The organism is Pseudomonas sp. 21 (assembly GCF_000955805.1).
GTDB lineage: Bacteria > Pseudomonadota > Gammaproteobacteria > Pseudomonadales > Pseudomonadaceae > Pseudomonas.
Genome location: NZ_JYOA01000004.1, coordinates 40,048 through 66,657 on the forward strand (window position 1 = coordinate 40,048; position 26,610 = coordinate 66,657).

The 26,610-nt window shown below is 64.9% G+C and carries 26 protein-coding genes and 2 tRNA genes; 16 read left to right on the top strand and 12 right to left on the bottom strand.

Annotation, left to right across the window (positions count from 1 at the left end; genetic code table 11):
• Nucleotides 1–59: 59 nt before the first annotated feature.
• The 3 genes from UB43_RS09735 (at nt 60) to UB43_RS09745 (ending at nt 2,644) form a co-directional block, all read left to right on the top strand.
• Nucleotides 60–695 carry an RluA family pseudouridine synthase gene (locus tag UB43_RS09735; protein ID WP_045210301.1) on the top strand — a complete coding sequence of 212 codons (636 nt, stop codon included), beginning with the start codon at nt 60–62 and terminating at the stop codon, nt 693–695.
• A gap of 197 nt (nt 696–892) precedes the next feature.
• Nucleotides 893–2,182, top strand: a complete 1,290-nt coding sequence (locus UB43_RS09740; protein WP_045210302.1) for a M18 family aminopeptidase — start codon at nt 893–895, stop codon at nt 2,180–2,182.
• 60 nt (nt 2,183–2,242) lie between these two features.
• Nucleotides 2,243–2,644 carry a GFA family protein gene (locus UB43_RS09745; RefSeq protein ID WP_045210303.1) on the top strand — a complete coding sequence of 134 codons (402 nt, stop codon included), beginning with the start codon at nt 2,243–2,245 and terminating at the stop codon, nt 2,642–2,644.
• Nucleotides 2,645–2,770: 126 nt separating this feature from the next.
• Here the strand turns inward: UB43_RS09745 and UB43_RS09750 are convergent, their stop codons facing one another.
• A complete protein-coding gene (locus UB43_RS09750) occupies nt 2,771–3,487 on the bottom strand; it encodes a UTRA domain-containing protein (protein WP_045210304.1) in 717 nt (238 codons plus the stop codon).
• Between the two features lie 325 nt (nt 3,488–3,812).
• Here UB43_RS09750 and UB43_RS09755 point away from each other — a divergent pair, with 325 nt between their 5' ends.
• The 6 genes from UB43_RS09755 to UB43_RS09780 are packed head-to-tail and all read left to right on the top strand — an operon-like array spanning nt 3,813 to nt 8,999.
• Nucleotides 3,813–4,871 carry an ABC transporter substrate-binding protein gene (locus tag UB43_RS09755; protein ID WP_045210305.1) on the top strand — a complete coding sequence of 353 codons (1,059 nt, stop codon included), beginning with the start codon at nt 3,813–3,815 and terminating at the stop codon, nt 4,869–4,871.
• Between the two features lie 57 nt (nt 4,872–4,928).
• Nucleotides 4,929–5,738, top strand: coding sequence for an alkaline phosphatase family protein (locus UB43_RS09760; protein WP_045210306.1), 810 nt, complete (start codon nt 4,929–4,931; stop codon nt 5,736–5,738).
• Complete coding sequence (locus tag UB43_RS09765) at nt 5,735–6,577, top strand: ABC transporter permease subunit (RefSeq protein WP_045210307.1); 843 nt, start codon at nt 5,735–5,737, stop codon at nt 6,575–6,577. Before UB43_RS09760 ends, UB43_RS09765 begins: the two co-directional genes overlap by 4 nt.
• Entirely contained in the window at nt 6,561–7,349 is a 789-nt protein-coding gene (locus UB43_RS09770) for an ABC transporter permease (protein WP_045210308.1), read from the top strand. Before UB43_RS09765 ends, UB43_RS09770 begins: the two co-directional genes overlap by 17 nt.
• 1 nt (nt 7,350) lies before the next feature.
• Nucleotides 7,351–8,346 (top strand): ABC transporter ATP-binding protein, encoded by a 996-nt coding sequence (locus tag UB43_RS09775; RefSeq protein ID WP_045210309.1) that lies wholly within the window; start codon nt 7,351–7,353, stop codon nt 8,344–8,346.
• On the top strand, nt 8,346–8,999 hold the full coding sequence (locus UB43_RS09780) for an HAD family phosphatase (RefSeq protein ID WP_045210310.1): 654 nt from the start codon (nt 8,346–8,348) through the stop codon (nt 8,997–8,999). Before UB43_RS09775 ends, UB43_RS09780 begins: the two co-directional genes overlap by 1 nt.
• Before the next feature lie 27 nt (nt 9,000–9,026).
• Here UB43_RS09780 and UB43_RS09785 read toward each other — a convergent pair whose 3' ends face one another.
• Together UB43_RS09785 and UB43_RS09790 are read right to left on the bottom strand one after the other, a co-directional pair.
• Nucleotides 9,027–10,178 (bottom strand): site-2 protease family protein, encoded by a 1,152-nt coding sequence (locus UB43_RS09785; protein ID WP_177329787.1) that lies wholly within the window; start codon nt 10,176–10,178, stop codon nt 9,027–9,029.
• A gap of 41 nt (nt 10,179–10,219) precedes the next feature.
• Nucleotides 10,220–11,182, bottom strand: a complete 963-nt coding sequence (locus UB43_RS09790) for an NAD(P)H-quinone oxidoreductase (protein WP_045210312.1) — start codon at nt 11,180–11,182, stop codon at nt 10,220–10,222.
• A 138-nt stretch (nt 11,183–11,320) separates the two neighbouring features.
• Here UB43_RS09790 and UB43_RS09795 point away from each other — a divergent pair, with 138 nt between their 5' ends.
• Both UB43_RS09795 and UB43_RS09800 read left to right on the top strand, forming a co-directional pair.
• Complete coding sequence (locus tag UB43_RS09795) at nt 11,321–13,399, top strand: carboxy terminal-processing peptidase (RefSeq protein WP_082085812.1); 2,079 nt, start codon at nt 11,321–11,323, stop codon at nt 13,397–13,399.
• 91 nt (nt 13,400–13,490) lie between these two features.
• Complete coding sequence (locus UB43_RS09800) at nt 13,491–15,239, top strand: bifunctional diguanylate cyclase/phosphodiesterase (protein WP_045210314.1); 1,749 nt, start codon at nt 13,491–13,493, stop codon at nt 15,237–15,239.
• Between the two features lies 1 nt (nt 15,240).
• On the opposite strand, the gene UB43_RS09805 is transcribed toward UB43_RS09800, so the two are convergent.
• The 3 genes from UB43_RS09805 to UB43_RS09815 form a co-directional block, all read right to left on the bottom strand.
• Nucleotides 15,241–15,657, bottom strand: a complete 417-nt coding sequence (locus tag UB43_RS09805; RefSeq protein ID WP_256205153.1) for a tetratricopeptide repeat protein — start codon at nt 15,655–15,657, stop codon at nt 15,241–15,243.
• 70 nt (nt 15,658–15,727) lie between these two features.
• Entirely contained in the window at nt 15,728–16,093 is a 366-nt protein-coding gene (locus UB43_RS09810) for a hypothetical protein (RefSeq protein WP_045210316.1), read from the bottom strand.
• A complete protein-coding gene (locus UB43_RS09815) occupies nt 16,090–16,407 on the bottom strand; it encodes a helix-turn-helix domain-containing protein (RefSeq protein ID WP_045210317.1) in 318 nt (105 codons plus the stop codon). The genes UB43_RS09810 and UB43_RS09815 overlap by 4 nt, the downstream gene beginning before the upstream one ends.
• Nucleotides 16,408–16,492: 85 nt before the next feature.
• On the opposite strand from UB43_RS09815, the gene UB43_RS09820 reads away from it, so the two are divergent.
• Nucleotides 16,493–17,251 carry a transporter substrate-binding domain-containing protein gene (locus tag UB43_RS09820; RefSeq protein WP_082085813.1) on the top strand — a complete coding sequence of 253 codons (759 nt, stop codon included), beginning with the start codon at nt 16,493–16,495 and terminating at the stop codon, nt 17,249–17,251.
• Here the strand turns inward: UB43_RS09820 and UB43_RS09825 are convergent.
• The 4 genes from UB43_RS09825 to UB43_RS09840 form a co-directional block, all read right to left on the bottom strand.
• On the bottom strand, nt 17,239–17,664 hold the full coding sequence (locus UB43_RS09825; protein ID WP_045210318.1) for a YkvA family protein: 426 nt from the start codon (nt 17,662–17,664) through the stop codon (nt 17,239–17,241). The two genes, UB43_RS09820 and UB43_RS09825, sit on opposite strands and share 13 nt — an antisense overlap.
• A gap of 374 nt (nt 17,665–18,038) precedes the next feature.
• Nucleotides 18,039–18,779 carry an FKBP-type peptidyl-prolyl cis-trans isomerase gene (locus tag UB43_RS09830; RefSeq protein ID WP_045210319.1) on the bottom strand — a complete coding sequence of 247 codons (741 nt, stop codon included), beginning with the start codon at nt 18,777–18,779 and terminating at the stop codon, nt 18,039–18,041.
• 284 nt (nt 18,780–19,063) lie between these two features.
• Nucleotides 19,064–19,140: transfer RNA gene (locus UB43_RS09835), tRNA-Asp, on the bottom strand.
• Between the two features lie 13 nt (nt 19,141–19,153).
• Nucleotides 19,154–19,229, bottom strand: a tRNA-Val gene (locus UB43_RS09840).
• Nucleotides 19,230–19,406: 177 nt separating this feature from the next.
• On the opposite strand from UB43_RS09840, the gene rdgC reads away from it, so the two are divergent.
• From rdgC to UB43_RS09860, 4 genes are all read left to right on the top strand, one after another.
• Nucleotides 19,407–20,327 carry a recombination-associated protein RdgC gene (rdgC, locus tag UB43_RS09845; RefSeq protein ID WP_017522054.1) on the top strand — a complete coding sequence of 307 codons (921 nt, stop codon included), beginning with the start codon at nt 19,407–19,409 and terminating at the stop codon, nt 20,325–20,327.
• A 72-nt stretch (nt 20,328–20,399) separates the two neighbouring features.
• Complete coding sequence (locus tag UB43_RS09850; RefSeq protein WP_045210320.1) at nt 20,400–21,356, top strand: bile acid:sodium symporter family protein; 957 nt, start codon at nt 20,400–20,402, stop codon at nt 21,354–21,356.
• A 134-nt stretch (nt 21,357–21,490) separates the two neighbouring features.
• Nucleotides 21,491–21,805 carry a quaternary ammonium compound efflux SMR transporter SugE gene (gene sugE, locus UB43_RS09855; RefSeq protein ID WP_017522056.1) on the top strand — a complete coding sequence of 105 codons (315 nt, stop codon included), beginning with the start codon at nt 21,491–21,493 and terminating at the stop codon, nt 21,803–21,805.
• Nucleotides 21,806–22,010: 205 nt separating this feature from the next.
• Complete coding sequence (locus tag UB43_RS09860) at nt 22,011–22,220, top strand: cold-shock protein (RefSeq protein WP_045210321.1); 210 nt, start codon at nt 22,011–22,013, stop codon at nt 22,218–22,220.
• 63 nt (nt 22,221–22,283) lie between these two features.
• Here UB43_RS09860 and UB43_RS09865 read toward each other — a convergent pair whose 3' ends face one another.
• Both UB43_RS09865 and UB43_RS09870 read right to left on the bottom strand, forming a co-directional pair.
• On the bottom strand, nt 22,284–24,158 hold the full coding sequence (locus UB43_RS09865) for an MFS transporter (protein ID WP_045210322.1): 1,875 nt from the start codon (nt 24,156–24,158) through the stop codon (nt 22,284–22,286).
• Between the two features lie 169 nt (nt 24,159–24,327).
• Nucleotides 24,328–26,493: a TonB-dependent receptor family protein gene (locus tag UB43_RS09870; protein ID WP_045210323.1), complete on the bottom strand. Its 2,166-nt coding sequence runs from the start codon at nt 26,491–26,493 to the stop codon at nt 24,328–24,330.
• Nucleotides 26,494–26,610: the final 117 nt, after the last annotated feature.

Consider the following 26,610-nt stretch of genomic DNA (forward strand, 5'->3'; position numbering starts at 1 on the left):
CTGCGGCGGCTTCGGCCGCCGCAGTCGTTTTCGTCATTCTTATTCGCGCAAGAGCTTCCATGCCGCTTTCCCAGATCGAATTCGTCCATGAGGACGCCGCCCTCCTGGTGGTGAACAAGCCCACCCTGCTGCTCTCCGTGCCCGGCCGCGCGGACGACAACAAGGACTGCCTGATCACCCGCCTGCAGGAGAACGGCTACCCGGAGGCGCGCATCGTCCACCGCCTGGACTGGGAAACCTCCGGCCTGATCGTGCTGGCCCGTGACGCCGACAGCCACCGCGAGCTGTCCCGCCAGTTCCACGACCGCGAGACCGAGAAGGCCTACACCGCGCTTTGCTGGGGCGAGCCGGAACTGGACAGCGGCCGCATCGAAGCGCCGCTGCGCTACGACCCGCCGACCAAGCCGCGCCACGTGGTGGATTTCGAGCAGGGACGCCATGCGCTGACCTTCTGGAGCGTCAAGGAGCGCCACGGCAACTGGAGCCGCGTCGAACTCACGCCGATCACCGGCCGCTCGCACCAGTTGCGAGTACACATGCTGACCATCGGCCACCCGCTGCTCGGCGACCGCCTGTATGCCGAGGGCGAGGCCCTGGAACTGCGCGACCGCCTGTGCCTGCACGCCAGCATGCTGGCCCTGACCCACCCGCAGACCGGCGAGCGCCTGCGCTTCGAGTCGCCCGCGCCGTTCTGAGTCCTTTTTCGTAGGAGCGGACTCCGTTTTGCAGGCCTGCACCTGTAGGAGCGAGCTTGCTCGCGAACGGATTCAGCTGGCGACACCGATGATGGGCGATTCGCGAGCAAGCTCGCTCCTACGAAGAACCCGCGCCCCAGGCCGCAGATTTGCCCATTTACGTTAAACTTCCGGCCATTCGCTGTCCGGAGTTACCCATGCGTACAGAACTCAACCAGGGCCTGATCGATTTCCTCGCGGCCTCCCCCACCCCCTTCCACGCCACCCAGGCCCTTGCCCTTCGTCTTGAAGAAGCCGGCTACCAGCGCCTGGACGAGCGCGACGCCTGGCGCACCGAGGCTGGTGGCCGCTATTACGTCACCCGCAACGACTCCTCGCTGATCGCCTTCAAGCTCGGCACCGTGCCGCTGCTGGAAAACGGCCTGCGTCTGGTGGGCGCCCACACCGACAGCCCCTGCCTGCGCGTCAAGCCGAACCCCGAGCTGGTGCGCAACGGCTACTGGCAGCTGGGCGTCGAGGTCTACGGCGGCGCGCTGTTCGCGCCCTGGTTCGACCGCGACCTGTCCCTGGCCGGCCGCGTCACCTTCCGCCTGGCCGGCAAGGTGGAAAGCAAGCTGATCGACTTCAGGGCGCCCATCGCCGTAATCCCCAACCTGGCGATCCACCTCAACCGCGAAGCCAACCTCGGCTGGTCGATCAACGCGCAGACCGAACTGCCGCCGATCCTCGCCCAGGTCGCCGCCGGCGAGACCCGCGACTTCCGCGACCTGCTCGGCGAACAGCTGCAGCTGGAGCACGGCATCACTGCCGACGCCATCCTCGACTACGAGCTGAGCTTCTACGATACCCAGCGCGCAGCCGTGATCGGCCTCGACCAGGCCTTCATCGCCGGTGCCCGCCTGGACAACCTGCTGTCCTGCTACGCCGGCCTGCAGGCGCTGCTGGGCAGCAGTGACGAGCAGAGCGGCGTGCTGGTCTGCACCGATCATGAAGAAGTGGGCTCCTGCTCCGCCTGCGGCGCCGACGGCCCGTTCCTGGAGCAGGTACTGCGCCGACTGATGCCCGACGGGGACGCCTTCACCCGTACCGTACAGCGCTCGCTGCTGGTCTCCGCCGACAACGCCCACGGCGTACACCCCAACTACGCCGACAAGCACGACGGCAACCACGGCCCGAAGCTCAACGGCGGCCCGGTGATCAAGATCAACAGCAACCAGCGCTACGCCACCAACAGCGAGACCGCCGGTTTCTTCCGCCACCTGTGCCTGGAGAACGAAGTGCCGGTACAGAGCTTCGTGACCCGCAGCGACATGGGTTGCGGCTCCACCATCGGCCCGATCACCGCCAGCCAGATCGGCGTGCGCACCGTGGACATCGGCCTGCCGACCTTCGCCATGCACTCCATCCGCGAGCTGGCCGGCAGCCAAGACCTGCACTACCTGGCCAAGGTCCTCAGCGCCTTCTACGACAGCGCCGACCTGCCCTGACCCGAACGCCCGGCACCTGCCGGGCGTTTTTGTATGAAGAGTCTTCGAGGAGAGCCAGCCATGTCCTTCAACGGAAGCTGCCTTTGCGGCGACATTGCCTACGAGATCGACGGCCTGGACATGCCTATCGGCCATTGCCACTGCCGGACCTGCCAGAAGGCACACGCTGCGGCCTTCGCCAGTACCGCCGGGGTGATGCGCGAACACTTCCGCTGGACCCGTGGCGCAGAGAGGGTTGCCGCGTATGAATCCTCGCCCGGCAAGCTGCGCAAGTTCTGCCCGCGCTGTGGGACGCAGCTGATTGCCGAACGCGACGGCCAGCCTCACGTCATCGTCCGCGTTGCCAGCCTGGACGACGATCCAGGATCACGTCCGGCGCGACATATCTGGGTGTCCCACGACCGCCCCTGGCTGGCGCAGGATGGGATTCCAGCCTATCCGGAGTGGAACCCGGACCGCTGAGGCCCGTCACCTCGGCCTGTTTTTCGTAGGAGCGAGCTTGCTCGCGAACCACCCAATCCCGGTGCCATTGGCTGACTCCGTTCGCGAGCAAGCTCGCTCCCACAAGGCAGGCACGGCGGCAGGCGATCAATCCGGCACTTCCACGCTCACGTGGATGGCATCGTGCCGCCAGAACTCCAGGTCGCAATCGATGATGCGCCCATGCTGGTCGCCGTTGATGCGGGTGATGCGCAGCGCCGGGCTGCCCTCGGCGACACGCAGCACGCTGGCCGCCTCGCCGTGCAGGGCCGTGGGCACCATGTCGAAGCGCACGCGGCCGTAGCGGATGTCATAGCGGCTGGCATACAGCTCGGTGAGTGAGCAGGTCAGGTCGCTGTCGAGAATGCCGGGGAAGTACGCCGGGTTGAGGTAGTGCTCGACGTAGAGCACCAGCCGCCCGTCGACCCGCCGCACCCGGCGGATCTGGTAGACGCTGGACAGCGCCGGCAGCTCCAGCAGCTCGCAGATCGCCGCACTGGCGGGAATCTGCCGGGCCGACAGCACCTCGGTTGCCGGCGCCCGGCCCTGCCCTTCCACCATGGCGTGGTAGTGGCTGCGCACCAGAGGGTTGTACAGCAGGCGCGGCGGCGAGACGAACCAGCCGCGGCGCTCCTCGCGGTAGATCAGCCCCTGGGCTTCCAGTTGCCCCAACGCCTCGCGCAGGGTGATCCGCGTGGTGTCGAACAGCTCGCTCAGCTTGCGTTCGGCCGGCAGCTTGCCGCCGGGGCTGAGCAGGCCGCTGTCGATCTGCTCGATGAGTGCGCGGCAGATCGCCGTGACCGTGGGTAGCGCCGTATCGCGCATTCGATTCCCTCTTTTGGACTAGTCCAGCCCCAGAACAGGGCATTTCTTTCCCTCGACGGGGTGCGGTCATCCTAGGAAAGCCCCATGACCGTCCCGTGACAATGCCTTTGCAAGCAGCGCCCATGCCAGTTAACGACACCAGCGTAGACCAGGCGGATCAGGGCATTGGCGATGGTCTACGCTTTTCCCCTACGACCCGCAGGGCGCTCAAGGCCGGGCCGGCGCACCTGGGGCTTACATCAAACTGTCATCCGTCCCGCTTAGATTGGCCTGCGTCTTGCTGATCTAGACCACGCTTGAAAACACTGAACCGAAGGAGCACCGAATGAAACGCTTGCTTGCTTCACTGCTGGGATCGGCCATTGCCTTGGGCAGCGGCCTCGCCATGGCGGCCAACGCCGATCTGCAATCGCTGGAAGCCGCCGCCCGCAAGGAGGGCCAGGTCAACAGCGTGGGCATGCCCGACAGCTGGGCGAACTGGAAAGACACCTGGAAGGACCTGGAGAGCAAGTACGGCCTCAAGCACATGGACACCGACATGAGCTCGGCCCAGGAGCTGGCCAAGTTCAAGGCCGAGAAGGAAAACGCCAGCGCCGACATCGGCGACGTCGGCGCCGCCTTCGGACCCATCGCGCTGCAGATGGACGTCAGCCAGCCCTACAAGCCCAGCACCTGGGACCAGGTCCCGGAATGGGCCAAGGACAAGGACGGCCACTGGGCGCTCGCCTACACCGGCACCATCGCCTTCATCGTCAACAAGCAGCTGGTGAAGGACGTTCCGCACAGCTGGGCCGACCTGCTCAAGGGCAAGTACAAGGTCACCATCGGTGACGTCAGCGCCGCTGCCCAGGCCGTCAACGGCGTGCTGGCCGCCAGCATTGCCAACGGCGGCGACGAGAAGAACATCAAGCCGGGCCTGGAGTTCTTCGCCCAACTGGCCAAGCAGGGTCGCCTGTCGCTGACCAACCCGGTGATCAACACCCTGGAGAAGGGTGAAGTGGAAGTCGGCATCGTCTGGGACTTCAACGGCCTGAGCTACCGCGACCAGATCGACCCGTCGCGCTTCGAGGTGCTGATCCCCTCCGACGGCTCGGTGATCTCCGGCTACACCACCATCATCAACAAGTACGCGAAGAACCCGAACGCCGCCAAGCTGGCCCGCGAGTACATCTTCAGCGATGCCGGACAGATCAACCTGGCCAAGGGCAACGCCCGCCCGATCCGCGCCGAGCACCTGACCCTGCCGGCCGAGGTGAAGGCCAAGCTGCTGCCCAACGAGCAGTACGCCAAGGCCCAGCCGATCAAGGACCCCAAGGCCTGGGAAGAGACCTCCAAGCGCCTGCCGCGCCTGTGGCAGGAAAACGTCATCATCAACATGCAATGACGCCCAGCCGCCCCGGTTCGCGCCGGGGCGGCCGCGTTTCGACGAAGGCCCCAGCCCATGCGCCACGACGTCATCCTGGTCGTCCTCGACGGCCTCAACTACAGCGTCGCCCACGACTGCATGGGCCACCTGCAAGCGCTGTGCAACGCCGGCCGCGGCCAGTTGTACCGGCTCGAATGCGAGCTGCCGTCGCTGTCGCGCCCGCTTTACGAATGCATCCTCACCGGCGTGCGCCCCATCGACAGCGGCATCCTGCACAACGACGTGTCGCGCCTGTCCAACCAGCGCAGCCTGTTCCACTACGCCCGCGATGCCGGCCTGACGACCGCCGCAGCGGCGTACAACTGGGTCAGCGAGCTGTACAACCGCACGCCCTTCGACCCGGCGCGCGATCGTCATACCGACGACGAATCCCTGCCGATCCAGCACGGCCACTTCTACTGGACGGACCACTACCCCGACTCGCACCTGTTCACCGACGCCGAGTCGCTGCGCCGCCGGCACGCGCCCAACTGCCTGCTGGTGCACCCGATGAACATCGACGACACCGGTCACAAGCACGGCCTGGGCACGCCGCAGTACCGCAACAGCGCGCGGCACGTCGACATCATCCTTTCCGAGTACCTGCACCAGTGGCTGGCCGCCGGCTACCAGGTGATGGTCACCGCCGACCACGGCATGAATGACGACCGCAGCCACGGCGGCATCCTCCCGGAGGAGCGCGAAGTGCCGCTGTTCGTCTTCGGCGAGGCGTTCAGCCTCGATGACCAGGCGCGCCCGCGCCAGGTCGAACTCTGCGGCACGCTGTGCGAGATCCTCGGCGCCGCCCACGACAAACCGCTCTGCCGGGAGTTGCTCAAGGCATGAGATCGAACACCGGAAAACTCTTCGCCCTGCTCTGCCTGCTGCCCTTCGCACTGTTCTTCTTCGCCTTCCAGCTCGCCCCACTGCTGTGGGTGATGATCAACAGCGTGCGCACCGGCGACGGCTGGGGCCTGGGCAATTTCAGCGAAATCTTCGGCTCGCCCTTCTACCTGCAGGCGATCCGCTACAGCCTGGAAATCTCGCTGTGGTCGAGCCTGATCGGGCTGGCCATCGCCATCCTCGGCAGCTACTCGCTGCGCCAGGTGGACAGCAAGCTGCGCGACTTCGTGATGGCCTTCGCCAACATGACCAGCAACTTCGCCGGGGTGCCGCTGGCCTTCGCCTTCATCATCATCCTGGGCTTCAACGGCGCCATCACGCTGCTGCTGAAACAGGCGGGGATCATCGAGGACTTCAACCTCTATTCGAAGACCGGCCTGATCATCCTCTACACCTACTTCCAGATTCCGCTGGGCGTGATGCTGCTCTACCCGGCCTTCGACGCCCTGCGCGAAGACTGGCGCGAATCCGCCGCGCTGCTGGGCGCCAGCCAGTGGGCGTTCTGGCGGCACATCGGCATCCCGGTGCTGACACCCGCGCTGCTGGGCACCTTCGTCATCCTGCTGGCCAACGCGCTGGGCGCCTACGCCACGGTCTACTCGCTGACCACCGGCAACTTCAACGTGGTGCCGATCCGCATCGCCGGGCTGGTCTCGGGCGACGTGTTCCTCGACCCGAACATGGCCAGCGCCCTGGCGATGGTGCTGGTCGGCCTGATGAGCATCATTACCCTGGCCCACCAGTGGCTGCTGCGCCGGAGCTACCATGTCGAGAAACGCTAGTCCGCTGTACCACCGCGTGGTGGTCTATGCGCTGTTCCTGATCCTGCTGGTGCCGCTGGCCGCCACCCTTCTCTACTCGCTGGCCACCTCGTGGAGCGCCAGCGTGCTGCCGGACGGCCTGACCCTGAAGTGGTTCCTGACCCTGTGGAGCGATCCGCGTTTCCTCGTCGCCTTCGGCCAGTCGCTGCTGGTGTGTTTCGGCGCGCTGATCCTCAGCGTGGTGCTGGTGCTGCCGCTGATGTTCGTCATCCACTACTACTTCCCGCGCCTGGATGCGCTGATGAACGTGCTGATCCTGCTGCCCTTCGCGGTGCCGCCGGTGGTGTCGTCGGTCGGCCTGCTGCAGCTCTACGCCTCGGGCCCGGTGCCCATCGTCGGTACGCCGTGGATCCTGATCGGCTGCTACTTCACCATCGCCCTGCCCTTCATGTACCGGGCGATCAGCAACAACCTGCAGGCCATCAACCTGCACGACCTGATGGACGCCGCCCACCTGCTCGGCGCCAGCACCTGGCAGGCCGCGCTGCTGGTGGTGCTGCCGAACCTGCGCAAGGGCCTGATGGTGGCGCTGTTCCTGTCCTTCAGCTTCCTCATCGGCGAATTCGTCTTCGCCAACCTGCTGGTGGGCACCCGCTACGAGACGCTGCAGGTGTTCCTCAACAACATGCGCAACAGCAGCGGCCACTACACCAGCGCAGTGGTGGTCTCCTACTTCCTCTTCGTCCTGCTGCTCACCTGGGCGGCAAATCGCTTGAACAAGGACAAGACCTGACATGAGCTTCCTCAGCGTCGAGACACTGAACAAGAGCTACGGCAGCACCACGGTATTCCAGGACATCGACTTCGCCGCCGAGCGCGGCGAGTTCGTCACCCTGCTCGGCCCCAGCGGCTGCGGCAAATCCACCCTGCTGCGTTGCATCGCCGGCCTGACCGCGGTGGACAGCGGGCGCATCCTGCTGGATGGCGAGGACATCGTGCCCAGGAGCCCGCAAAAGCGCGGCATCGCCATGGTGTTCCAGAGCTACGCGCTGTTCCCCAACATGACCGTTGAGCAGAACGTCGGCTTCGGTTTGCGCATGCACAAGGTGCCGGCAGCGGAATCCGCCCAGCGCGTGGCCGAAGTGCTGGAAATGGTCGAACTCGGCCCGCTCGCCGCACGCTATCCGCACCAGCTGTCCGGCGGCCAGTGCCAGCGCGTCGCCCTCGCCCGCTCGCTGGTCACCCGCCCGCGCCTGCTGCTGCTCGACGAGCCGCTGTCGGCGCTGGACGCGCGCATCCGCAAGCACCTGCGCGAGCAGATCCGCCGCATCCAGCAGGAACTGAAACTGACCACGGTCTTCGTCACCCATGACCAGGAAGAGGCACTGACGCTGTCCGATCGCATCGTGCTGATGAACGCCGGGCGCATCGTCCAGAGCGGCGACGCCGAGACGCTCTACACCGCGCCGGAGAACGCCTTCGCCGCCGGCTTCATCGGCAACTACAACCTCCTCGACGCGGCCCAGGCGACCCGCCTGCTGGATCGCCCGTTCCGCCAGCAGGTGGCGATCCGCCCCGAATCCCTGCGCCTGAGCGTGGAGCCGGGCGAAGGCATCCCGGTTCGGGTACTCTCCCACAGCCTGCTGGGCAACGTGATCCGCTACCGGGTCGACGCCAGCGGCGTCGAGCTGACCGTGGACGTCCTCAATCGCAGCGCCGAGCGCCTGTACCCGGCCGGCACCCAGCTCGGCCTGCAAATCGACCTTGAAAGCATTCGGGAGGTGGCCTGATGGCCCTGGTGATATTCGACCTCGACGACACCCTGATCGACGGCGACTGCGCAAGCCTGTGGAGCAAGCGCATGGCCGATCTCGGCTGGGTCGACGCGGAGTCGTTCCTCAAGCGCGACGCCGAACTGATGGCGCTCTACGCGCAGGGCAAGCTGCCCATGGAGGACTACATGGCCTTCGCCCTGGAACCGATGGCCGGGCGCAGCGTGGAAGAAATCGAACGCGACGTGGAAGCCTTCGTCGAGGACGTGATCGAGCCGCTGATCCACAGCGACGCGTGCGCCACCCTCGCCCGCCACCGCGAAGCCGGCGACCGCCCGCTGGTGATCTCCGCCTCGGGCGTGCACCTCGTGAAGCCCATCGCTGAACGCATCGGCATCGACGAAGTGCTGGCCATCGACCTGGAAGTCGTCAACGGCCACTACACCGGTCGCACCGTGGGCGTGCTGACCTACCGCGAAGGCAAGGTCCTGCGCCTGCTCGACCTGCTGGAAGGCAATGACAGCCCGCTGGCTGACGCGCACTTCTACTCCGACTCGCGCAACGACCTGCCGCTGCTCAAGCTGGTGGGCGAGCCGCACGTGGTGAACGCCGATCCGGTGCTGCTGGAGCATGCACAGAAGATGGGCTGGGACGTGCTGAACTGGAAGTAAGCCCCGCGTGCCGGTCTGCCTGAACCGTCAGGCCGGCAACCGCTCCAGCAGATGCTTCTGCATGCGCAGCTCTTCCGTCTCCTGGGAGAGGTCCGGTGATAGCCGGGCAAAAGCCACCGCTCGATCGAGCTGGCGGCGACATTCCTGTTGATCCCCCGCCGCTGCCGCACGCATCGCCAGACAGCGCGCCCAGATGCTCGTGTACTCGCGCTGCAGGCGCTGCGGCAACAGCTCGTCGAACAGCCCGAGCGCACTTCGGGACGCCACCGCCTGAGCGAACGCCAGCTCGGCGCCGATCAACCGGAGCATGTCGTACAGCACCTTCTGCAGGGCTTCAGGAAGTGCGTTGCGCTGCACCTGGAAGGATGAGTCCAGCGCGGCGGCCTCCTGCCAGCGGCCCTGGACCTGCAGCGCACGCAAGCGGATGTACAGTGCCACCAGCGGCATCGGTGACTCCTGGGACTCCAGCAGCAACAGGTCCGCCTCGGGCACCTGGTCCGCACACAGCCCCGAGCAGGACAGCCCCATCAGGCGGGCGAAGGCCAGTTGCGGATGCCCAGCATCCATCCCACGCCACCAGCGCAGCATCCACAGGCCGTCGCTGACCTGCTTGAGCTTGCCCTGCACCGGCAACAGGTTGGCGACGCCCATGCAGGCATTGGTCGCCGCCACCGCGAGCAGGAGGCCCTGCCCAGGGCCGTCCTCCAGCGCCAGCGAAACCAGCCCCGCGAGCCCTGCCACGACCAGGTTCGTCAGCGGCCCGCCGGCATTGAACCAGACATGCTGGCGCCGCCAGGGACCTCTCGGGTCGGCGAACGCCATTACATAGCCAGCGAGCTTCTGCGGGTGCTTCGGCTGGCGGCTGAATGTCCAGCCTCGGCGCCGCATGCGGAAATCCCAGCGGCCGACGCGCAGGCGCATCACCGTCATGCCCCCCAGGCGCGCGCCCAGGAGATGCCCGAACTCATGCACGAAAATGGACTGGTAGATGGCCACGAAGCCCAGCAACAGACCGGGGACGATCCACACCGGTTCGGCGGGCATCGCGAGCATGCTCAGGGCCATGCCCAGTGCGCCCGTCGCGCCGCCGAGGACGATCATCAGCATTCGTAGTGGCGTGTTGAGCCACTCGGGCAGTGACCAGAGGCCGGCAGCATTGCCGATTCTGCCTTGCGACATCCCTGTCTCGCTCATGGCCGCTCCCTGCGCCCAGCGCCTGATCAGCTCAGGCTTTCGTCGATCAGCACCACCACCTTGCCCTGCACCTGGTTGCTCGCCAGGGCATCGAATGCGCTCTGCGCATCGCGGACCGGGAAGGTGCGCTCCAGTTGCGGGCTCAGCTTGCCGGTTTCGAACAATGGCCAGACCTTCTGCCCGAGCTCGGCGATCAGCTGCGCCTTGAAGTCGGCATCCCGCGAACGCAGGGTCGAGCCGATCAGCTGGATGCGCTTGCCCAGCAGCAGGGCCAGGTCCAGTTCGGCCTTGCGACCGCCCATCAGGCCGATAACCACCCATCGACCGTCACGGCCGAGGATTTCCAGGTCCAGCTTGGCGTAGTTGGCGCCCACCGGGTCGAGGATCACATCGAAGGGAGCGAAATCCCGAAGCGATTCGAGGCTCTCGCCACGCAGCGCGCCGCCCTCGGCGCCCAAAGCCTCGCAGTAGGCCAGGCGATCAGCGGAGCCGACGCTGACCCAGCAAGGGCTGCCGAAGGCCTTGCACAGCTGGATACCGGCCGAGCCGACGCCGCTGGCGCCCGCGTGCAGCAGCACCTTCTCCCCCGGCTGCAGCGCGCCGAGCATGAACAGGTTCAGCCACGCGGTGGCGTAAACCTCGGGCAGCGCGGCGGCTTCAGCAAGGCTCAGGCCGGCGGGCACCGGCAGCGCATGGCGCTCGTCCACCACCACTTCCTCTGCCATGCCGCCACCGGCCAGCAGCGCGCAGACGCGGTCGCCCACCTGCCAGGTGCTGCCGGCGCCGACCTCGGTCACCACGCCGGAACACTCCAGGCCGATGATGTCGCTCGCCCCCGGCGGCGGCGGGTAGAGACCGGCCACCTGCAACAGGTCGGCGCGGTTGAGTCCCGCGGCGGCGACCTGGATGCGGATCTGTCCCTGTGTGCAAGTCGGGTTCGGACGCTCAGCCCACTCCACTCGCCCTTCGATGCCTTGCAATGCGTTCACGCTGCCTCCATAGTGACTTCGCAGGGCCCGATCCGTAAGGTCGGGCCCTTTCTTCGCGCCGAATTCACCTGCGATTGAACCCGGCGCCGCCAATTAAGGCCTAATATGCGTCATAACTCCGCGATCAGTCGAATCAGCATGAAGCGATTTTTGCCCCGTACCGCCCTGTTGTTCATCCTCGGCGCAACTGCCTTTTCCTCGTTCGCGGCGACCACCAGCCCGAACGTCTGGGACGGCCTGCAACCCGACCGGGATCAGGTGATCGCCAGCCTCAACATCGTTGAGTTGCTCAAGCGCCATCACTACAACAAGCCGCCGCTGAACGACGAGCGCTCGGCGAAAATCTATGACAGCTACCTGAAGACTCTCGACCCGGCGCGCATGTACTTCACCGCCGCCGACATCGACCAGTTCGCGCCCTGGCGCACCCAGTTCGACGACTTCCTGAAAAGCGGCGAACTGGAGCCCGGCTTCACCATCTACAAGCGTCACCTCGACCGCCTGAAGGAACGCCTGGACTTCGCCCTGGCCACCCTGAACAAGGGCGTCGACAAGATGGACTTCAAGACCGACGAATCGCTGGAGATCGACCGCGAGAAATCGCCCTGGGCCAAGGACAGCGCCGCACTCGACGACCTGTGGCGCAAGAAGGTGAAGGACGAAGTCCTGCGCCTGAAGATCGCCGGCAAGGACAACAAGGCCATCCAGGAACAGCTGACCAAGCGCTACAAGAACCAGCTGATGCGCCTGGAGCAGACCCGCAGCGAAGACATCTTCCAGGCCTACATCAACGCCTTCGCCCAGACCTACGACCCGCACACCCAGTACCTGTCGCCGGACAGCGCGGAAAACTTCGACATCAACATGAGCCTCTCGCTGGAAGGCATCGGCGCCGTACTGCAGAGCGACAACGACTACGTGAAGGTCGTGCGCCTGGTACCGGCCGGCCCCGCCGAGAAGAGCAAGCAGATCGCCACCTCCGACAAGATCATCGGCGTCGCCCAGGGCAAGGGCGAGATGGTCGACGTGGTCGGCTGGCGCCTGGATGAAGTGGTCAAGCTGATCCGCGGCCCGAAAGGCTCGCAGGTCCGCCTGGAAGTGATCCCGTCGACCAACGCGCCAAACGACCAGACCAGCAAGATCGTCACCATCACCCGTGAGGCGGTGAAGCTGGAAGACCAGGCAGCGAAGAAGTCGGAAATCACCATCGACCACGAAGGCAAGAACTACAAGCTGGGCATCATCGACGTGCCCGCGTTCTACCTCGACTTCAAGGCCTATCGCGCTGGCGACCCGGACTACAAGTCCACCACCCGCGACGTGAAGAAGCTCATCGCCGAGCTGCAGAAGGACAAGGTCGACGGCATCGTCATCGACCTGCGCAACAACGGCGGCGGCTCCCTCCAGGAAGCCACCGAGCTGACCGGCCTGTTCATCGACCAGGGCCCGACCGTGCTGGTACGCAACAGCGACGGCCGTGTCGACGTGCTCAACGATGACGAAGGCAAGGCGTTCTACACCGGCCCGATGACCGTGCTGGTCAACCGCCTGTCCGCCTCGGCTTCGGAGATCTTCGCTGGCGCCATGCAGGACTACCACCGCGCGCTCATCGTCGGCGGCCAGACCTTCGGCAAGGGCACCGTGCAGACCATCCAGCCGCTCAACCACGGCGAGCTGAAGCTGACCCTGGCCAAGTTCTACCGCGTATCCGGCCAGAGCACCCAGCACCAGGGCGTGATCCCGGACATCGCCTACCCGTCCATCGTCGACGACAAGGAAATCGGCGAGAGCGCCCTGCCCGACTCCATGCCGTGGGACACCATCAAGCCCGCGCTGAAGGCCCAGGCCGATCCGTTCAAGCCGTTCCTCGACCAGTTGCGCACCCGTCATGACGCGCGCACCGAGCACAACGCGGACTTCGTCTATGCCCGCGAGCGTCTCGCCCTGGCCCAGGAGCTGATGAAGGAAAAGACCGTCAGCCTCAACGAAGCCAAGCGTCGCGCCCAGCAGACCAGCATCGAGAACCGCCAGCTGGCCATGGAGAATGCCCTGCGCAAATCCAAGGGCCAGGAGCCGCTCAAGGAGCTGAAGAAGGAAGACGAGAACGCCCTGCCGGAAGAGGACAAGACCAAGCCGCAGGACGACGCCTACCTCACCGAGTCCGGGCACATCCTGATCGACTACCTGAATCTGGACTCCCAGGTCGCCAAACACTGATCGGATGTAATCAAACAGTCATGACGCTGTCGTGAAATGCACAGGGCCGGGAAACCGGCCCTTTTGCTTTTTACAGCCACCGAGAACCGTCATGACCGTCACCGAGCAGTTGAGCGCACTGGATCAGATCCTCGCTCACGGCGACCTGCACTGCCTGTTCCAGCCCATCCTGTCGCTTTCGGAAAGGCGTCTGGTGGGCTACGAAGCCCTCACCCGCGGCCCGTCCAATGGCCCCCTGCACTCGCCCCTGCCGCTGTTCAGCATCGCCCGCAGCAGCGGCCGTCTCAGCCAGCTCGAATTGCTGTGTCGGCGCAAGGCCTGCGCACGCTTCCGCGACCTGAAACTCGAGGGCAAGCTGTTCCTTAACGTGTCCCCGGAATCCCTCCTGGAGCCGACCCACCAGCCCGGCCGCACGTTGCAGTTGCTGCAGACCTTCGGCATCTCGCCCAGCGACGTGGTGATCGAACTGACCGAGCAGACGCCCATCGAGGACTTCACCCTCCTCGACACCGCGCTGCACCACTACCGTGCCATGGGCTTCTCCATCGCGCTGGACGATCTGGGAGCCGGCTATTCCAGCCTGCGCCTGTGGTCCGAGCTACGCCCCGACTACGTGAAGATCGACCGCCACTTCATCGAAGGTATCCACCTGGACGCGGTGAAGCGCGAGTTCGTCGGCTCGATCCTGAAGATGGCCCACGCCTCCCGCGCCCAGGTGATCGCCGAAGGCATCGAGATTCCGGAAGAGCTGGCCGTGCTCTCGGAGATGGGCGTGGACCTGGTGCAGGGCTACCTGCTCGGCCGCCCCAACGAGACGCCTCCGCGTGACGCCCGCGCCCTGCTGCCGGAAGTCGACAACGCCGGCACGCTGCTCGCCGAGGATCAATCCGACCTCGAACCGCTACTGCTGGAACAACCGGCCGTGCGCGACAGCACGCCTATCGGCGATGTGCTGGAAGCCTTCCGTGCCCAGGCCAACCTCAACTCCCTGGCAGTGCTGGACCGCGACGACCAGCCGGTGGGTATCGTCCACCGGCACGCACTGTCCGACGCCCTGCTCAAGCCCTTCGCGCCGGAGCTGTATGCGCGCAAGCCGATCAGCCGGTTGATGAGCGATGACTTCCTCGCGGTGGAGCGCAGCCAGACGCTGCAACAGGTCAGCCGCCTGCTCACCAGCCGCGCGCGGCAGCGCATCGAGGAAGATTTCATCATCACCCTGAACGGCCGCTACCTTGGCCTGGGCCGGGTGATCGACGTACTCAAGCTGATCACCGAGCAGAAGATCCGCCAGGCTCGCCACGCCAACCCGCTGACCCTGCTGCCGGGCAACGTGCCCATCCAGCAGTGCCTGTCGCGACTGCTGCAACAAGGCCGCGAGGCCGTGGTGTGCTACGTCGACATCGATAGCTTCAAACCCTTCAACGATCTCTACGGCTATGCGCGCGGCGATGAAGTGCTGCTCTGCCTCGCGCAGTGCCTGGGCGAGCGCGTGGACCCGACGCGGGACTTCGTCGGCCACATCGGCGGCGACGACTTCATGCTGGTGCTGGGGACGCAGGACTGGCGCGAGCGCCTCAACCACCTGCTGGAGGATTTCCAGGGACAGTGCCGGCGTTTCTACAGCCGCGAGCACCTGGACGCGGGCTGCTTCGTCGCGCACAACCGCCAGGGGCGGCGCGAGGAATATCCACTGCTGTCACTGTCGATTGGCGTGGTGCACGTGAAGAGTGGCGCCGGGCAGCGCCTGGATGCCAGCCAGTTGGCTGGGCTGGCCTCGGAGGCCAAGCGTCACGCGAAGAACATGCCTGGCTACAGCGTGCACATCCTCACGGCCGAATGAATCAGAGGCCCAGCTGGCGAGCGCGCGCTTCGTAGCGCTCGGCCTGGGCTTCATCGGGTTCCAGGCCGGGGCCGCCGCTGCGATACAGCTCGCCGAGCTTGCGCGCCGCCAGCGGGTGGCCCGCCTCGGCTGCCTGGCCCCAGTAGCGCGCGGCTTCCTGCGCATCACCGGCATGGCGGGTATCGCCCTTGAGCGCTTGCACGCCCAGCTGGTACGCCGCCTTGTGGTCGCCAGCGGTGGCGGCCAGGCGCAACAGGCGCAGGCCTTCCTCGCGGGCGCCGAAGCCCTGGCCGCGGAACAGCAGCAGGTGGCCGTAGAAGCTCTGTGCAGCAACGTCCCCAAGAGCTGCCATGCGCGAAAACTGGCCCTGCATCCAGGCCCAGGAACGCGGCTGGCGAACCATCCACGGCCAGCCCATCAGGCGTCGCGCCACGGCGTAACTCAACCGCGCACGCAGCCGCCAGAACAGCTCGCGGGGTGTCGCCACGTCAGAGTTCCTCGGGATACTCGAACTCGAAGACGCGCGCGACTTCCGCAGCATGCCAGCCGGCGGCAGCGGGGCCATCCGGTGCGCCGGAGAAGCGGCCCAGGCGCTCGACGTATTCGAAGAAGCCGGTTCGCGGCAGGCGGCTTGCGCCCTGGCTGATCACCAGCGAGCTGCGCAGCGGACGACCGCTGCGGGCATCCAGCGCGGCCAGATGTTCCAGCGCGGCGGTCAGCACGGTCATTGCCGGGGTCGGCAGTTGCAGGCGCTCTATCAGCGCGCGGTAGGTGAGCAGATGGCGCTGCCGGCGAGCGTCTTCCAGCTCGCCGAGCAGGCCTTCCCAATGCTTGCGACTGATCTGCACGCTCAAGAAGCGGACTCCCCAGTGCCCAGGGCACGACGCAGGCCATGCTGGATGGCGTCGCTGGCCTCGCGCTCGCCGTTCTCGATCAGCTCCAGGTAGGACGGGCTGATACCCACCGAACGCGCCAGCGTTTCGAGGGATAAGCCACGGGCTTCACGCAGTGTTTTCCAGTCCGGCGATTCGTCGAGGGCCGGCGCGGCAGCCGGTTTGACGATCTGTGCGGCACCACGGCCGGCGGCCGCCAGCAGGGCCTGGTATTCGGCCCAGGGAACCACGGCGTATTCCGCTTCGCCGTCACGCATGATGACTTGAACGTTCATGACAACACTCCTTGCAGACGGCCATCTTAACAGCCTGATGCGTGCCTGTGCCGGCTATACTGCGGACCGCCTCTCGCCACCAGACATGGGGACCGACTTGCAGCGTTTCCTTCCGTTCTGCCTATGCCTGGCCAGCGCCCTGTGTGGCGCCGAGGAACTGCGCTGGGGCTATTCGCCAAGCAACGGCATGCCCTACGCAGAAAGTATCGACCATGAATTGGCACCTGGCTTCATTCGCGATCTGGGCGAAAGCGTCGGACAGCGCCTGGGGCTTGAGGTTCGCTTCGTGGAAACGCCGGACAAGCGCGCCGAACCGGCCCTCGCCCAGGGCGCGATCCATCTGCTGTGCATCAACAACCCGCAGTGGATGAAGGCGCCAGAGAAGCTGCACTGGTCGCCCAGCCTGTTCGAGGAAGAGGACGCCCTGGCCCAGCGTGCGGACGCACCGCGGATGGAGAACCTCGCGCAGCTGCACGATATCCGCATCGGAACCAGCCTGGGCTACGTCTATCCCGCTCCACTGATGCAGGCCTTTGCCGAAGGTCGGGTGAAGCGCGCCGACGTGCGGGACCTGGATACACGCCTGCACATGCTCGAGGCCGGCCGCCTGGATGCATTGATCGAGATGCGCCGGCCGCTGGAGTATCTCCTTGCCCAGCACCACGCATTGCCAGTGGCCATCCACAGCAACAACGTGCAGCACTACTCGATCTACTGCTCGTACGGCCCGGCGTTACCGCTACCGGCCGAGCGACTGGATGCCGTACTGCAGGCGATGGTCAGTGACGGCTCGATCCAGCGCCTGCTTGGCGAACAGACGGCGCGACTGCGTCAGAGACGCTGAATCGCTTCCGGCGGCGGGAGTTGCTTCAGGGCTTCACGGGTTTCCACGCCCTGCGCATCGCGCCAGACCTTGAAGGCATCGATCTCCGACTGCCAGCGACGGATCACCCAGGCCAGCACGGCCAGGTCGTCGAGGAAACCGACGCCCAGCAGCCAGTCGGGCACCAGGTCCACCGGCGAGAGGAAGTACAACAGCGCCGCCACCACCGAGACCAGTGCCTGGGAACTGATGCCGCGGTAATCGCCACGCACCCAGGCCACCAGCAACTCCTGCAGCAGCTTCAGATCGGTCTTGGCCAGCTTGACCCGGCCACTCTTGCGCGACACCGCGAACAGCAGCGCCGGCAATCTCCCACCCGCAATGAAACGGCTGGCGAGCTTCAGGAAACGGTCAAATCCCGGAGGCTTTTTCATCGACTCACCTCGATAGGAAGATTCGTACAGAACAGGTTCAGGTTATCCACCTTTCCTGTGGATAACTCTGTTGAAAGCCCCCCCTCGCAGCGCCCAAACGCCCGAGCCACGAGGGCTGCAGACAGATCGGCGATTTTTTGTTCAGCCCTGTAAATGCGTTAAAAATCATGCAGTTGCGGCTAAGCGATGGGCTGGTCAATGTCAAGGGGAGGACATTGTTTCATCTGCGTCAAATATGTGCATAAGGGTAACACCGGCCCCAAGGTTACTCCCTTTCAGACCCGGCGGTCAGCGCAGCGTTCCAGAGCGCTCCCGGCACAAATGAAAACGCCCCGTGGGTAACGGGGCGTTTTCTCTGGTACGAAGGTACTCAGTTACTTCTTCGGCTGTTCCGCCGGAGCTTCTGCTGCTTCGGGCTGGTTCGGGTCCTTGATGGCCAGCAGTTCCAGGTCGAACACCAGGACCGAGTTGGCCGGGATGGTCGGGCTCGGGCTCTGGGCGCCGTAGGCCAGCTCGCTCGGGATGAAGAGCTTGATCTTCTCGCCGACGTGCATCAGTTGCAGGGCTTCGACCCAACCCGGAATCACGCCGCCAACCGGCAGGTCGATCGGGCTGCCACGCTGGATGGAGCTGTCGAAGACCGTACCATCGACCAGCTTGCCTTCGTAGTGAACGGTGACGACGTCGGTCGCCTTGGGCTGGGCGCCGTCGGCTTTCTTCACGACTTCATACTGCAGGCCGGACTTGGTGGTGACCACGCCCTCGCGCTTGCCGTTTTCCTCGAGGAATTTCTTGCCGGCTTCCAGCGCCTCGGAATTCTTCTTGGCGACCTGCTCTTCAGCGCGCTTCTGCAGGGCGGTGAAGGCCTCGGTCAGCTCTTCGTCGGTCAGCTTCTGCTTCTGCTTGCCGACAGCGTCTTCGATACCCAGGGCGACGGCTTTCGAGTCCAGGTCATTCATGCCTTCCTGGGCGAGGCTCTTGCCCATGTTCAGGCCGATGCCGTAGGAGGCCTTCTGCGCAGGAGTCTTGAGTTCCACTTCGGCGGCCTGTTTGTCGCAGCCCGCGAGAACCAGGCCGACCAGCGCGATCGCTGCCGCCAACCGATGTTGTTTCATGCTGAATCCTTGTCTTTGCGCCGTCATGGCTGAAGTAATGAAGCCGCGAGCTTATCAGGCGCTCGTGGCCAGTGGCTATGGGCAATAGGAACCACTGCCGGGGGAGAAGTTCCCACAGCAAACTTATAAGAAAATTAACAGGATAAGTCAGACGGCCAGCACGGAATCGGTGTGATCGAAACGGGCAACTTTCGGCGGGAGCTTTTGCGGGGAAGACGTTCGCAGACAGAACGGCAGGCAAAGAAAAAGCCCCCAGGCATTGCTGCCTGAGGGCTTTCGAATTGTGGCGCAGCGGACGGGACTCGAACCCGCGACCCCCGGCGTGACAGGCCGGTATTCTAACCGACTGAACTACCGCTGCGTCGGACCTCGAGTGGTGGGTGATGACGGGATCGAACCGCCGACCCTCTGCTTGTAAGGCAGATGCTCTCCCGGCTGAGCTAATCACCCTTCGTCTCGAAGTGGGGCGCATTCTACGGAGGACATTTGCACCTGGCAAGCCCCCGGATAAAAAAAATTTTCAGATGTTCCAAAGGCTTAGATGAAGAGCGCGAATGACGAAACGGGGTTGGCCTGAACCGCGCCGAACGGAATAATGCATCCTTTGTGTCCAGGAGTTAGCCCCTCATGTGGTTCCGCAACCTGCTCGTATACCGCCTCACCCAGGATCTGCAGATCGACGCCGATGCCCTGGAGAAGGCCCTGGCCAGCAAGCCGGCGCGCTCCTGCGCCAGCCAGGAACTGACCACCTACGGTTTCTCCGCACCTTTCGGCAAGGGCCCGGACGCCCCGCTGGTGCACGCCAGCGAAGGCTTCTTCCTGGTCAGCGCCCGCAAGGAAGAGCGCATCCTCCCCGGCAGCGTGGTGCGTGACGCGCTCAAGGAGAAGGTCGACGAGATCGAAGCTGCACAGATGCGCAAGGTCTACAAGAAGGAGCGCGACCAGCTCAAGGACGAGATCGTCCAGACTCTGCTGCCGCGCGCTTTCATCCGCCGCTCGGTGACCTTCGCCGCCATCGCCCCGAGCCTCGGCCTGATCCTGGTCGATACCTCCAGCGCGAAGAAGGCCGAAGACCTGCTGTCGACCCTGCGCGAAGCCCTGGGCTCGCTGCCGGTTCGCCCGCTGACCGTGAAGACCGCACCGACCGCCACCCTGACCGACTGGGTGAAGACCCAGGAAGCCGCCGGCGACTTCTTCGTCCTCGACGAATGCGAGCTGCGCGATACCCACGAAGACGGCGGCGTGGTGCGCTGCAAGCGCCAGGACCTGACCAGCGAGGAAATCCAGCTGCACCTGACCTCCGGCAAGCTGGTCACCCAGCTGTCCCTGGCCTGGTCGGACAAGCTGTCCTTCGTCCTCGACGACAAGGTCGCGATCAAGCGCCTGCGTTTCGAAGACATGTTGCAGGAGAAGGCAGAGCAGGACGGCGGCGAAGACGCCCTCGGCCAGCTCGACGCCAGCTTCACCCTGATGATGCTGACCTTCGCCGAGTTCATCCCGGCGCTGATCGAAGCACTCGGTGGCGAGGCGATGCCCGAAGGCATCTGATGCCCCGGCAGGCGCCGCGTCCGCGCGGCGCCTGACAACACAACAAGGCCCACATAAAAAGAAGGACGGCCCATGCGTGCTCTCATCCTGCTCAGCCGCTTCATGGGCAATACCTTCGCCCTCTGGGTGCTGCTCTTCGCCATCCTGGCGTTCTTCATCCCCTCTCTCTTCACACCGCTCACCGTCGCCATCGTCCCCATGCTGGGCGTGGTGATGTTCGGCATGGGCCTGACGCTCAAGGTCGAGGACTTTGCCGAAGTCGCCCGGCATCCCTGGCGCGTCACCCTTGGCGTGATCGCCCACTTCGTGATCATGCCCGGCATGGCCTGGCTGCTCTGCCAGTTGATGCACCTGCCGCCGGAAATCGCCGTGGGCGTGATCCTCGTCGGCTGCTGCCCCAGCGGTACCGCCTCCAACGTAATGACCTGGCTCTCGCGCGGCGACCTGGCGCTTTCCGTGGCCATCGCCGGCGTGACTACCCTCCTCGCCCCGCTGCTCACCCCGGCGCTGATCTGGCTGCTGGCTTCGGCCTGGCTGCCGGTGTCGTTCGGCGCGCTGTTCTGGTCGATCCTGCAGGTCGTCGTGGTGCCCATCGTCCTCGGTCTCGCCGCCCAGCGCCTGCTCGGCGCACGGGTACGCCATGTGGTGGATGTGCTGCCGCTGATCTCGGTGATTTCCATCGTGATCATCGTCGCCGCCGTGGTCGCCGCCAGCCAGGCGAAAATCGCCGAATCCGGCCTGCTGATCATGGCCGTGGTGATCCTGCACAACGGCTTCGGCTTCCTGCTCGGCTACTTCACCGCCAAGGTCTTCGGCCTGCCGCTGGCGCAGCGCAAGTCCCTGGCGCTGGAAGTCGGCATGCAGAACTCAGGCCTCGGCGCGGCCCTGGCCAGCGCGCATTTCTCGCCGCTGGCGGCAGTGCCCAGCGCGCTGTTCAGCGTCTGGCACAACATCTCCGGCGCCACGCTTTCCACCTGGTTCCGCCGCATGACCGACGAGCCACCCGTCCAGAAGGCCGCCCCGCAATAGGGCAGAAGGCCGGCGCCGGGTTGCCCGGCGCCCCACATTTGTGCAAAATAATGCACATTGTGAGGACGACCTCACCACCTTCCGGTGCTCCAGCGGGGACGGCCCTCCATACCACCCACCGTCTGGAGAGCTCCATGTCCTGGATCATTCTGTTCGTCGCCGGCCTGTTCGAAGTCGCCTGGGCCGTCGGACTGAAATACACCGAAGGCTTCACCCGTCCGATACCGACCGCTCTGACCGTGCTGGCGATCATCACCAGCATGGGCCTGCTTGGCCTGGCCATGAGAAATCTGCCGCTGGGCACCGCCTACGCCATCTGGACCGGCGTTGGCGCCGTGGGCACCGTCATCGTCGGCATCGTGCTGTTCGGCGAGTCCATGGCGCCGGTACGCCTGCTCAGCGTTGCGCTGATCCTGTGCGGACTGGTCGGCCTGAAATTGAGCCACTGACGCTGTATCGGTTCTCGATACCGGCGGGCTGTCGCTTTCCCGAAAATTTGTCGGTATGCTGCGGGCCACTGTGTTTGCTTGGGTCACTGTGGCTCGTGACCAGGTGGGGCCATTCCCCACCACCCGGCTTCGACTGCACCTTGCAACTCAGGACGAGCGCGGACTTTTCCGCAAAACAATATTCAATTGTTCAAGGTGTATTTCCATGTCGAATCGTCAGACCGGCACCGTCAAGTGGTTCAATGACGCCAAGGGCTTCGGCTTCATCACTCCGGAAAGCGGCAACGATGTCTTCGTGCACTTCCGCTCCATCCAGGGCACCGGCTTCAAATCGCTGCAGGAAGGCCAGAAGGTCTCCTTCGTTGTGGTTGAAGGCCAGAAGGGCCTGCAGGCTGACGAAGTTCAGGTTATCTGAACCGCGACACGCCCATGAAAAAGCCCCGGCATTGCCGGGGCTTTTTCTTTGCCGCCAATAAAGTCAGCGGGCCGCGCCGCGCAGCGCAGCGACCTGCTCCTGCAGCACCAGGCGCTTGGCCGCCTCTGGTGCCACCGGCTGACCAGCCACCAGACAGACCCGCGACCACAGGCGGCGAAGGAAGCCCTTCTGCGGGTCGCGGCTGAAGAAGCTGCCCCACAGCCCCTGCAGCGCCATCGGGATCACCGGCACCGGGGTTTCCTCGATGATGCGCTCCACGCCGCCGCGGAACTCGTTCATCTCGCCATCCAGGGTCAGCATGCCCTCGGGGAAGATGCATACCAGCTCCCCTTCACGCAGGTACTCGGCGACTTTGGCGAATGCCTTCTCGTAAGTCTGCGCATCCTCGTTGCGACCGGCGATGGGCACCGCGCCCGCAGTGCGGAAGATGAAATTGAGCACCGGGATGCGGAAGATCTTGTAGTACATGACGAAGCGCACCGGACGCCGCACCGAACCCGCAATCAGCAGCGCGTCGACGAAGGACACGTGGTTGCACACCAGCACCGCCGGGCCTTCGTCGGGAATGGCTTCGAGATTGCGATGATCCACCCGGTACATCGAGTGGGTCAGCAGCCAGACCAGGAAGCGCATGGTGAACTCGGGCACGATCTTGAAGATGTACACGTTCACCGCGACGTTCATCAGCGAGAGCACGAGGAACAGCTCGGGGATCGACAGCTTCGCCACCGACAGCAGCAGGATCGAAACGATCGCCGCGACCACCATGAACAGCGCGTTGAGGATGTTGTTCGCCGCGATCACCCGCGCGCGCTTGTCTTCCTCGGTGCGAGCCTGGATCAGCGCATACAGCGGCACGATGTAGAAGCCGCCGAAGATACCGATGCCAAGGATGTCGGCCAGCACTGCCCAGGACTGCGAGTGCTCCAGCACCGCCAGCCAGTTGTAGGGCTGCTCACCCTGCGGGAAGCCGCCCGAATGCCACCACAGGAGGATGCCGAACAGGCTCAGGCCGATGGAGCCGAAGGGCACCAGGCCGATCTCCACCTTCTTGCCGGAGAGCTTTTCGCAAAGCATCGAGCCCAGCGCGATACCCACCGAGAATACCGTGAGGATCAGCGTCACCACGCTCTCGTCGCCGTGCAGCAGTTCCTTGGCGTAGGTCGGGATCTGCGTCAGGTAGACCGCGCCGAGGAACCAGAACCAGGAGTTGCCCACCAGCGAACGCGACACCGCCGGGCGCTGGCGCAGGCCGAGCAGGAGGATGCTCCAGGACTGGCGGAAGATGTTCCAGTCGACCTTCAGGTCCGGCAACGCAGCAGCCGCGCGGGGAATGTTGCGGCTGGCGAGGAAACCGCAGACGGCCACCAGCACCACGGCAATGCCGACGCCGGCCGCATAGTCCTGCCGCGACATCAGCACGCCGGCGCCGATGGTGCCGCAGAGGATGGCGAGGAAGGTGCCCATTTCCACCAGGGCGTTGCCACCGACCAGTTCGTCCTCGCGCAGGTGCTGCGGCAGGATCGAGTACTTCACCGGGCCGAACAGCGCCGAGTGCGTGCCCATGGCGAACAGCGCGAGGAACAGCAGCGGCAGGCTGCCGAACACGAAGCCCGCGGCGCCCACCGCCATGATCACGATCTCGGCCAGCTTCAGCGCGCGCATCAGCGCGTCCTTGTTGAACTTCTCGCCGAACTGCCCGCCCAGGGCGGAGAACAGGAAGAACGGCAGGATGAACAACAGCGCGCAGAGGTTGACCAGCAGGTTGCGATCACCGCCGACGGTGAGGTGGTAGAGGATCGCCAGGATCAGCGACTGCTTGAAGATGTTGTCGTTGAAGGCACCCAGCAGCTGGGTGATGAAGAAGGGCAGGAATCGCTTGGTGCCCAGCAGGGCGAATTGCGAGTGTTGAGACATCGTCCTTGTTTACCTGCGTAGCGGCCTTGAGCCGGAATGACAGCACGGATATGACGGCAACAGCGTGAAGAAAAGCCACATTTCCCGCACAAATCCATTCCAGTGACGAAATCCCGGAAAGAAAAAGCCCGTCACGCAGGACGGGCTTTTTCGCTACAGCGCAAGACGATCAGAAGCCGACACTGCCCTGCACGTAGAAGGTGCGTGGCTCGCCCAGGTAGATACCGGCGTTGTTGTCGCTGGAGCGGGTGTAGTTCATCTGGTCGAAGAGGTTCTTCACCCCGGCGGCGACCTTCAGGTTCGACGCCTGCGGCCCGAAGTCGTAACCCACGCGGGCGTTCCACAGCACATAACCGGGAATGTCGCCGTACTGGCCATCGGCGCTTGGCTCGGTGATGTAGTTGCCGGTGAAGCTGCCGTTGGAGTTGGTGGTCGGACCGGGCGCGCGCTGTCCCGACTGGGCGAAACCGTCGAAGTTGTAGGTCCAGCGGTCGTGCTCGTAGCGCAGGCCGATGGTGGCCACCTGGCGCGAGTACAGCGGCAGGTCGCGGCCCTTGAACGACGGGATCTCGCCTTCGTAGGTAGCGCGGGTATAGGTGAAGGTGCCGTAGGCAGTCAGGCCGGCGAGAACCGGGTCGAGCGCGGCCATGTCGTAGTGCGCCGAGGTCTCGATGCCCTGGTGCTTGGTGGCGCCCAGGTTGGTCCAGCCCACGTCGTTGCTGATGTACTGCAGCTCGTCGTCGAAGTCGATGTAGAACAGCGTGACTTCGCCACCCCAGGTGCCGTTGTCGTAGCGGGTGCCCACTTCGTAGGTCTTCGCCTTTTCCGGCTGCAGGCCGCTGGCGGTGTCGTTGCCGCTGCCGCCCTGGCCGAGCTGGAAGTACTGCAGGCTGCCGAAGGAGGTCTCGTAGTTGGCGAACAGCTTCCACTCGTCCGACAGGTGATACATCACCGCCAGCGCCGGCAGTGGCTCGTTGTAGTCCTTGCTGCGGTTCTTCTCCTGGACCGGCTTGCCCTTGTTGTCGAGCACGGGGCGTTCGTGCCAGTCGGTGGAGATGCGCTCGAAGCGGATGCCTGGGGTGACGGTCCAGTTGCCCACGTCGATCTTGTCGTCGAGGTAGAGGGAGTTCGCCTCGGTGCCGCCGGTGCGGTCCTGGTAGGTGTGGCCGTCGGCGCCGGGCATCGGCGTCGGGATGTTGTTCACCAGGGCGACCTGGCTGGCGCGCTCGTGCATCGCCTCCTTCAGGTAGCGATAGCCGATGCTGGCTTCCTGGGTGGTCGGGCCGACCATGAAGATCTTCGACACGCGCGGCTCGATGCCGAAGGTGTGGTAATCGCGCGGGTAGGACGCCAGGGTCTTGAGGTCGCGGTTGGCGATGTTGCTGCCACGGAAGCTGTCGCTGTAGTAGGTCAGTACTTCGACCTGGGTGAGGTCGTCGATCTGCCGCTTGTACTTGAGCGAGACGTCCTTGCGCCGGCCGGTGAAGTTGTCGTAGTCGCGCACCGACTGGTACGGGTCCTTGTCGAACTGCGCCTGGGTCAGGCCGCCGGGCATGTCGGCGCTGCCGTCGTAGTAGTGGAAGTTGGCGGAGAACTCGTCGACGTCGGTGGGCGCCCAGTGGGTCTTGAACATCACGTCGTCGATGTCGGTGGCGTCGTTGCTGTCGCGATAGCCCGCGCCCTTCACGCCCGAATACAGCAGCGCAGCGCCCATGCCGTTGTCGGCGGTGCCGCCGAGGAAGGCGTTGTAGAGCTTCTTCCAGCCGCCGTGGGAAGCGGTTTCCACGGTGCTGCCGACGTCGCCGGAGAACTCCTTGGGAATCGCACGGGTGACGAAGTTGATCACTCCGCCGACGTTCTGCGGTCCATAGCGCACGGAACCGGCGCCACGCACGACATCGACACTGTCGAGGTTGCCCACCGACAGCGGGAACATCGACAGCTGCGGCTGGCCGTAGGGCGCCACGGCGGCCGGGACGCCATCGATGAGCACGGTGGAGCGCGGCGACAGGCGCGAGGTCAGGCCGCGTACGCCGACGTTGAGGGAGACATCGCTGCCGCCGGTGCCGTTGTTGTCCTGCACCTGCACGCCGGGAATACCGCGCAGCACGTCGCGTACGTTCTGCGCGCCCTCTTCGATCATCTGCTCGCGGCGTACCACGGTGCGCGCGCCGGGGTGGTTCTGCACCACCTGCTGCTCGGCCTCGCCGAGCCAGTCACCGACGACGGTGACGGTCTCCAGTTCCTTGGTGTCTTCTTCGGCCTGCACCGGCAGCAGCGGCGTGGCCAGGGCAACGGCGATCGCCAGGCGCGACCACGAACGAACGTGCGACATGCTTCCCCCTCCCCGGGTACTTCGTGAAGGGGCGGCAAATTAAAACCGAATGTAAATTTTGTAAATGCAAATGTATCGCAAATGAAAAAATATTCCGGTTGACTCAGATTCTCTTTT

Excerpts from the sequence above, each read along its gene's own strand:
- rdgC (WP_017522054.1), top strand. The coding sequence starts at position 19,407 with ATGTGGTTCCGCAACCTGCTCGTATACCGCCTCACCCAGGATCTGCAG.
- UB43_RS09800 (WP_045210314.1), top strand. The coding sequence starts at position 13,491 with ATGACCGTCACCGAGCAGTTGAGCGCACTGGATCAGATCCTCGCTCAC.
- UB43_RS09760 (WP_045210306.1), top strand. The coding sequence starts at position 4,929 with ATGCGCCACGACGTCATCCTGGTCGTCCTCGACGGCCTCAACTACAGC.
- UB43_RS09805 (WP_256205153.1), bottom strand. The coding sequence starts at position 15,657 with ATGGGCTGGCCGTGGATGGTTCGCCAGCCGCGTTCCTGGGCCTGGATG.
- UB43_RS09830 (WP_045210319.1), bottom strand. The coding sequence starts at position 18,779 with ATGAAACAACATCGGTTGGCGGCAGCGATCGCGCTGGTCGGCCTGGTT.
- UB43_RS09740 (WP_045210302.1), top strand. The coding sequence starts at position 893 with ATGCGTACAGAACTCAACCAGGGCCTGATCGATTTCCTCGCGGCCTCC.
- UB43_RS09735 (WP_045210301.1), top strand. The coding sequence starts at position 60 with ATGCCGCTTTCCCAGATCGAATTCGTCCATGAGGACGCCGCCCTCCTG.
- UB43_RS09785 (WP_177329787.1), bottom strand. The coding sequence starts at position 10,178 with ATGTCGCAAGGCAGAATCGGCAATGCTGCCGGCCTCTGGTCACTGCCC.
- UB43_RS09860 (WP_045210321.1), top strand. The coding sequence starts at position 22,011 with ATGTCGAATCGTCAGACCGGCACCGTCAAGTGGTTCAATGACGCCAAG.
- UB43_RS09815 (WP_045210317.1), bottom strand. The coding sequence starts at position 16,407 with ATGAACGTTCAAGTCATCATGCGTGACGGCGAAGCGGAATACGCCGTG.
- UB43_RS09795 (WP_082085812.1), top strand. The coding sequence starts at position 11,321 with ATGAAGCGATTTTTGCCCCGTACCGCCCTGTTGTTCATCCTCGGCGCA.
- UB43_RS09850 (WP_045210320.1), top strand. The coding sequence starts at position 20,400 with ATGCGTGCTCTCATCCTGCTCAGCCGCTTCATGGGCAATACCTTCGCC.
- UB43_RS09750 (WP_045210304.1), bottom strand. The coding sequence starts at position 3,487 with ATGCGCGATACGGCGCTACCCACGGTCACGGCGATCTGCCGCGCACTC.
- UB43_RS09820 (WP_082085813.1), top strand. The coding sequence starts at position 16,493 with ATGGGGACCGACTTGCAGCGTTTCCTTCCGTTCTGCCTATGCCTGGCC.
- UB43_RS09870 (WP_045210323.1), bottom strand. The coding sequence starts at position 26,493 with ATGTCGCACGTTCGTTCGTGGTCGCGCCTGGCGATCGCCGTTGCCCTG.
- UB43_RS09745 (WP_045210303.1), top strand. The coding sequence starts at position 2,243 with ATGTCCTTCAACGGAAGCTGCCTTTGCGGCGACATTGCCTACGAGATC.
- sugE (WP_017522056.1), top strand. The coding sequence starts at position 21,491 with ATGTCCTGGATCATTCTGTTCGTCGCCGGCCTGTTCGAAGTCGCCTGG.
- UB43_RS09775 (WP_045210309.1), top strand. The coding sequence starts at position 7,351 with ATGAGCTTCCTCAGCGTCGAGACACTGAACAAGAGCTACGGCAGCACC.
- UB43_RS09765 (WP_045210307.1), top strand. The coding sequence starts at position 5,735 with ATGAGATCGAACACCGGAAAACTCTTCGCCCTGCTCTGCCTGCTGCCC.
- UB43_RS09865 (WP_045210322.1), bottom strand. The coding sequence starts at position 24,158 with ATGTCTCAACACTCGCAATTCGCCCTGCTGGGCACCAAGCGATTCCTG.
- UB43_RS09770 (WP_045210308.1), top strand. The coding sequence starts at position 6,561 with ATGTCGAGAAACGCTAGTCCGCTGTACCACCGCGTGGTGGTCTATGCG.
- UB43_RS09755 (WP_045210305.1), top strand. The coding sequence starts at position 3,813 with ATGAAACGCTTGCTTGCTTCACTGCTGGGATCGGCCATTGCCTTGGGC.
- UB43_RS09825 (WP_045210318.1), bottom strand. The coding sequence starts at position 17,664 with ATGAAAAAGCCTCCGGGATTTGACCGTTTCCTGAAGCTCGCCAGCCGT.
- UB43_RS09780 (WP_045210310.1), top strand. The coding sequence starts at position 8,346 with ATGGCCCTGGTGATATTCGACCTCGACGACACCCTGATCGACGGCGAC.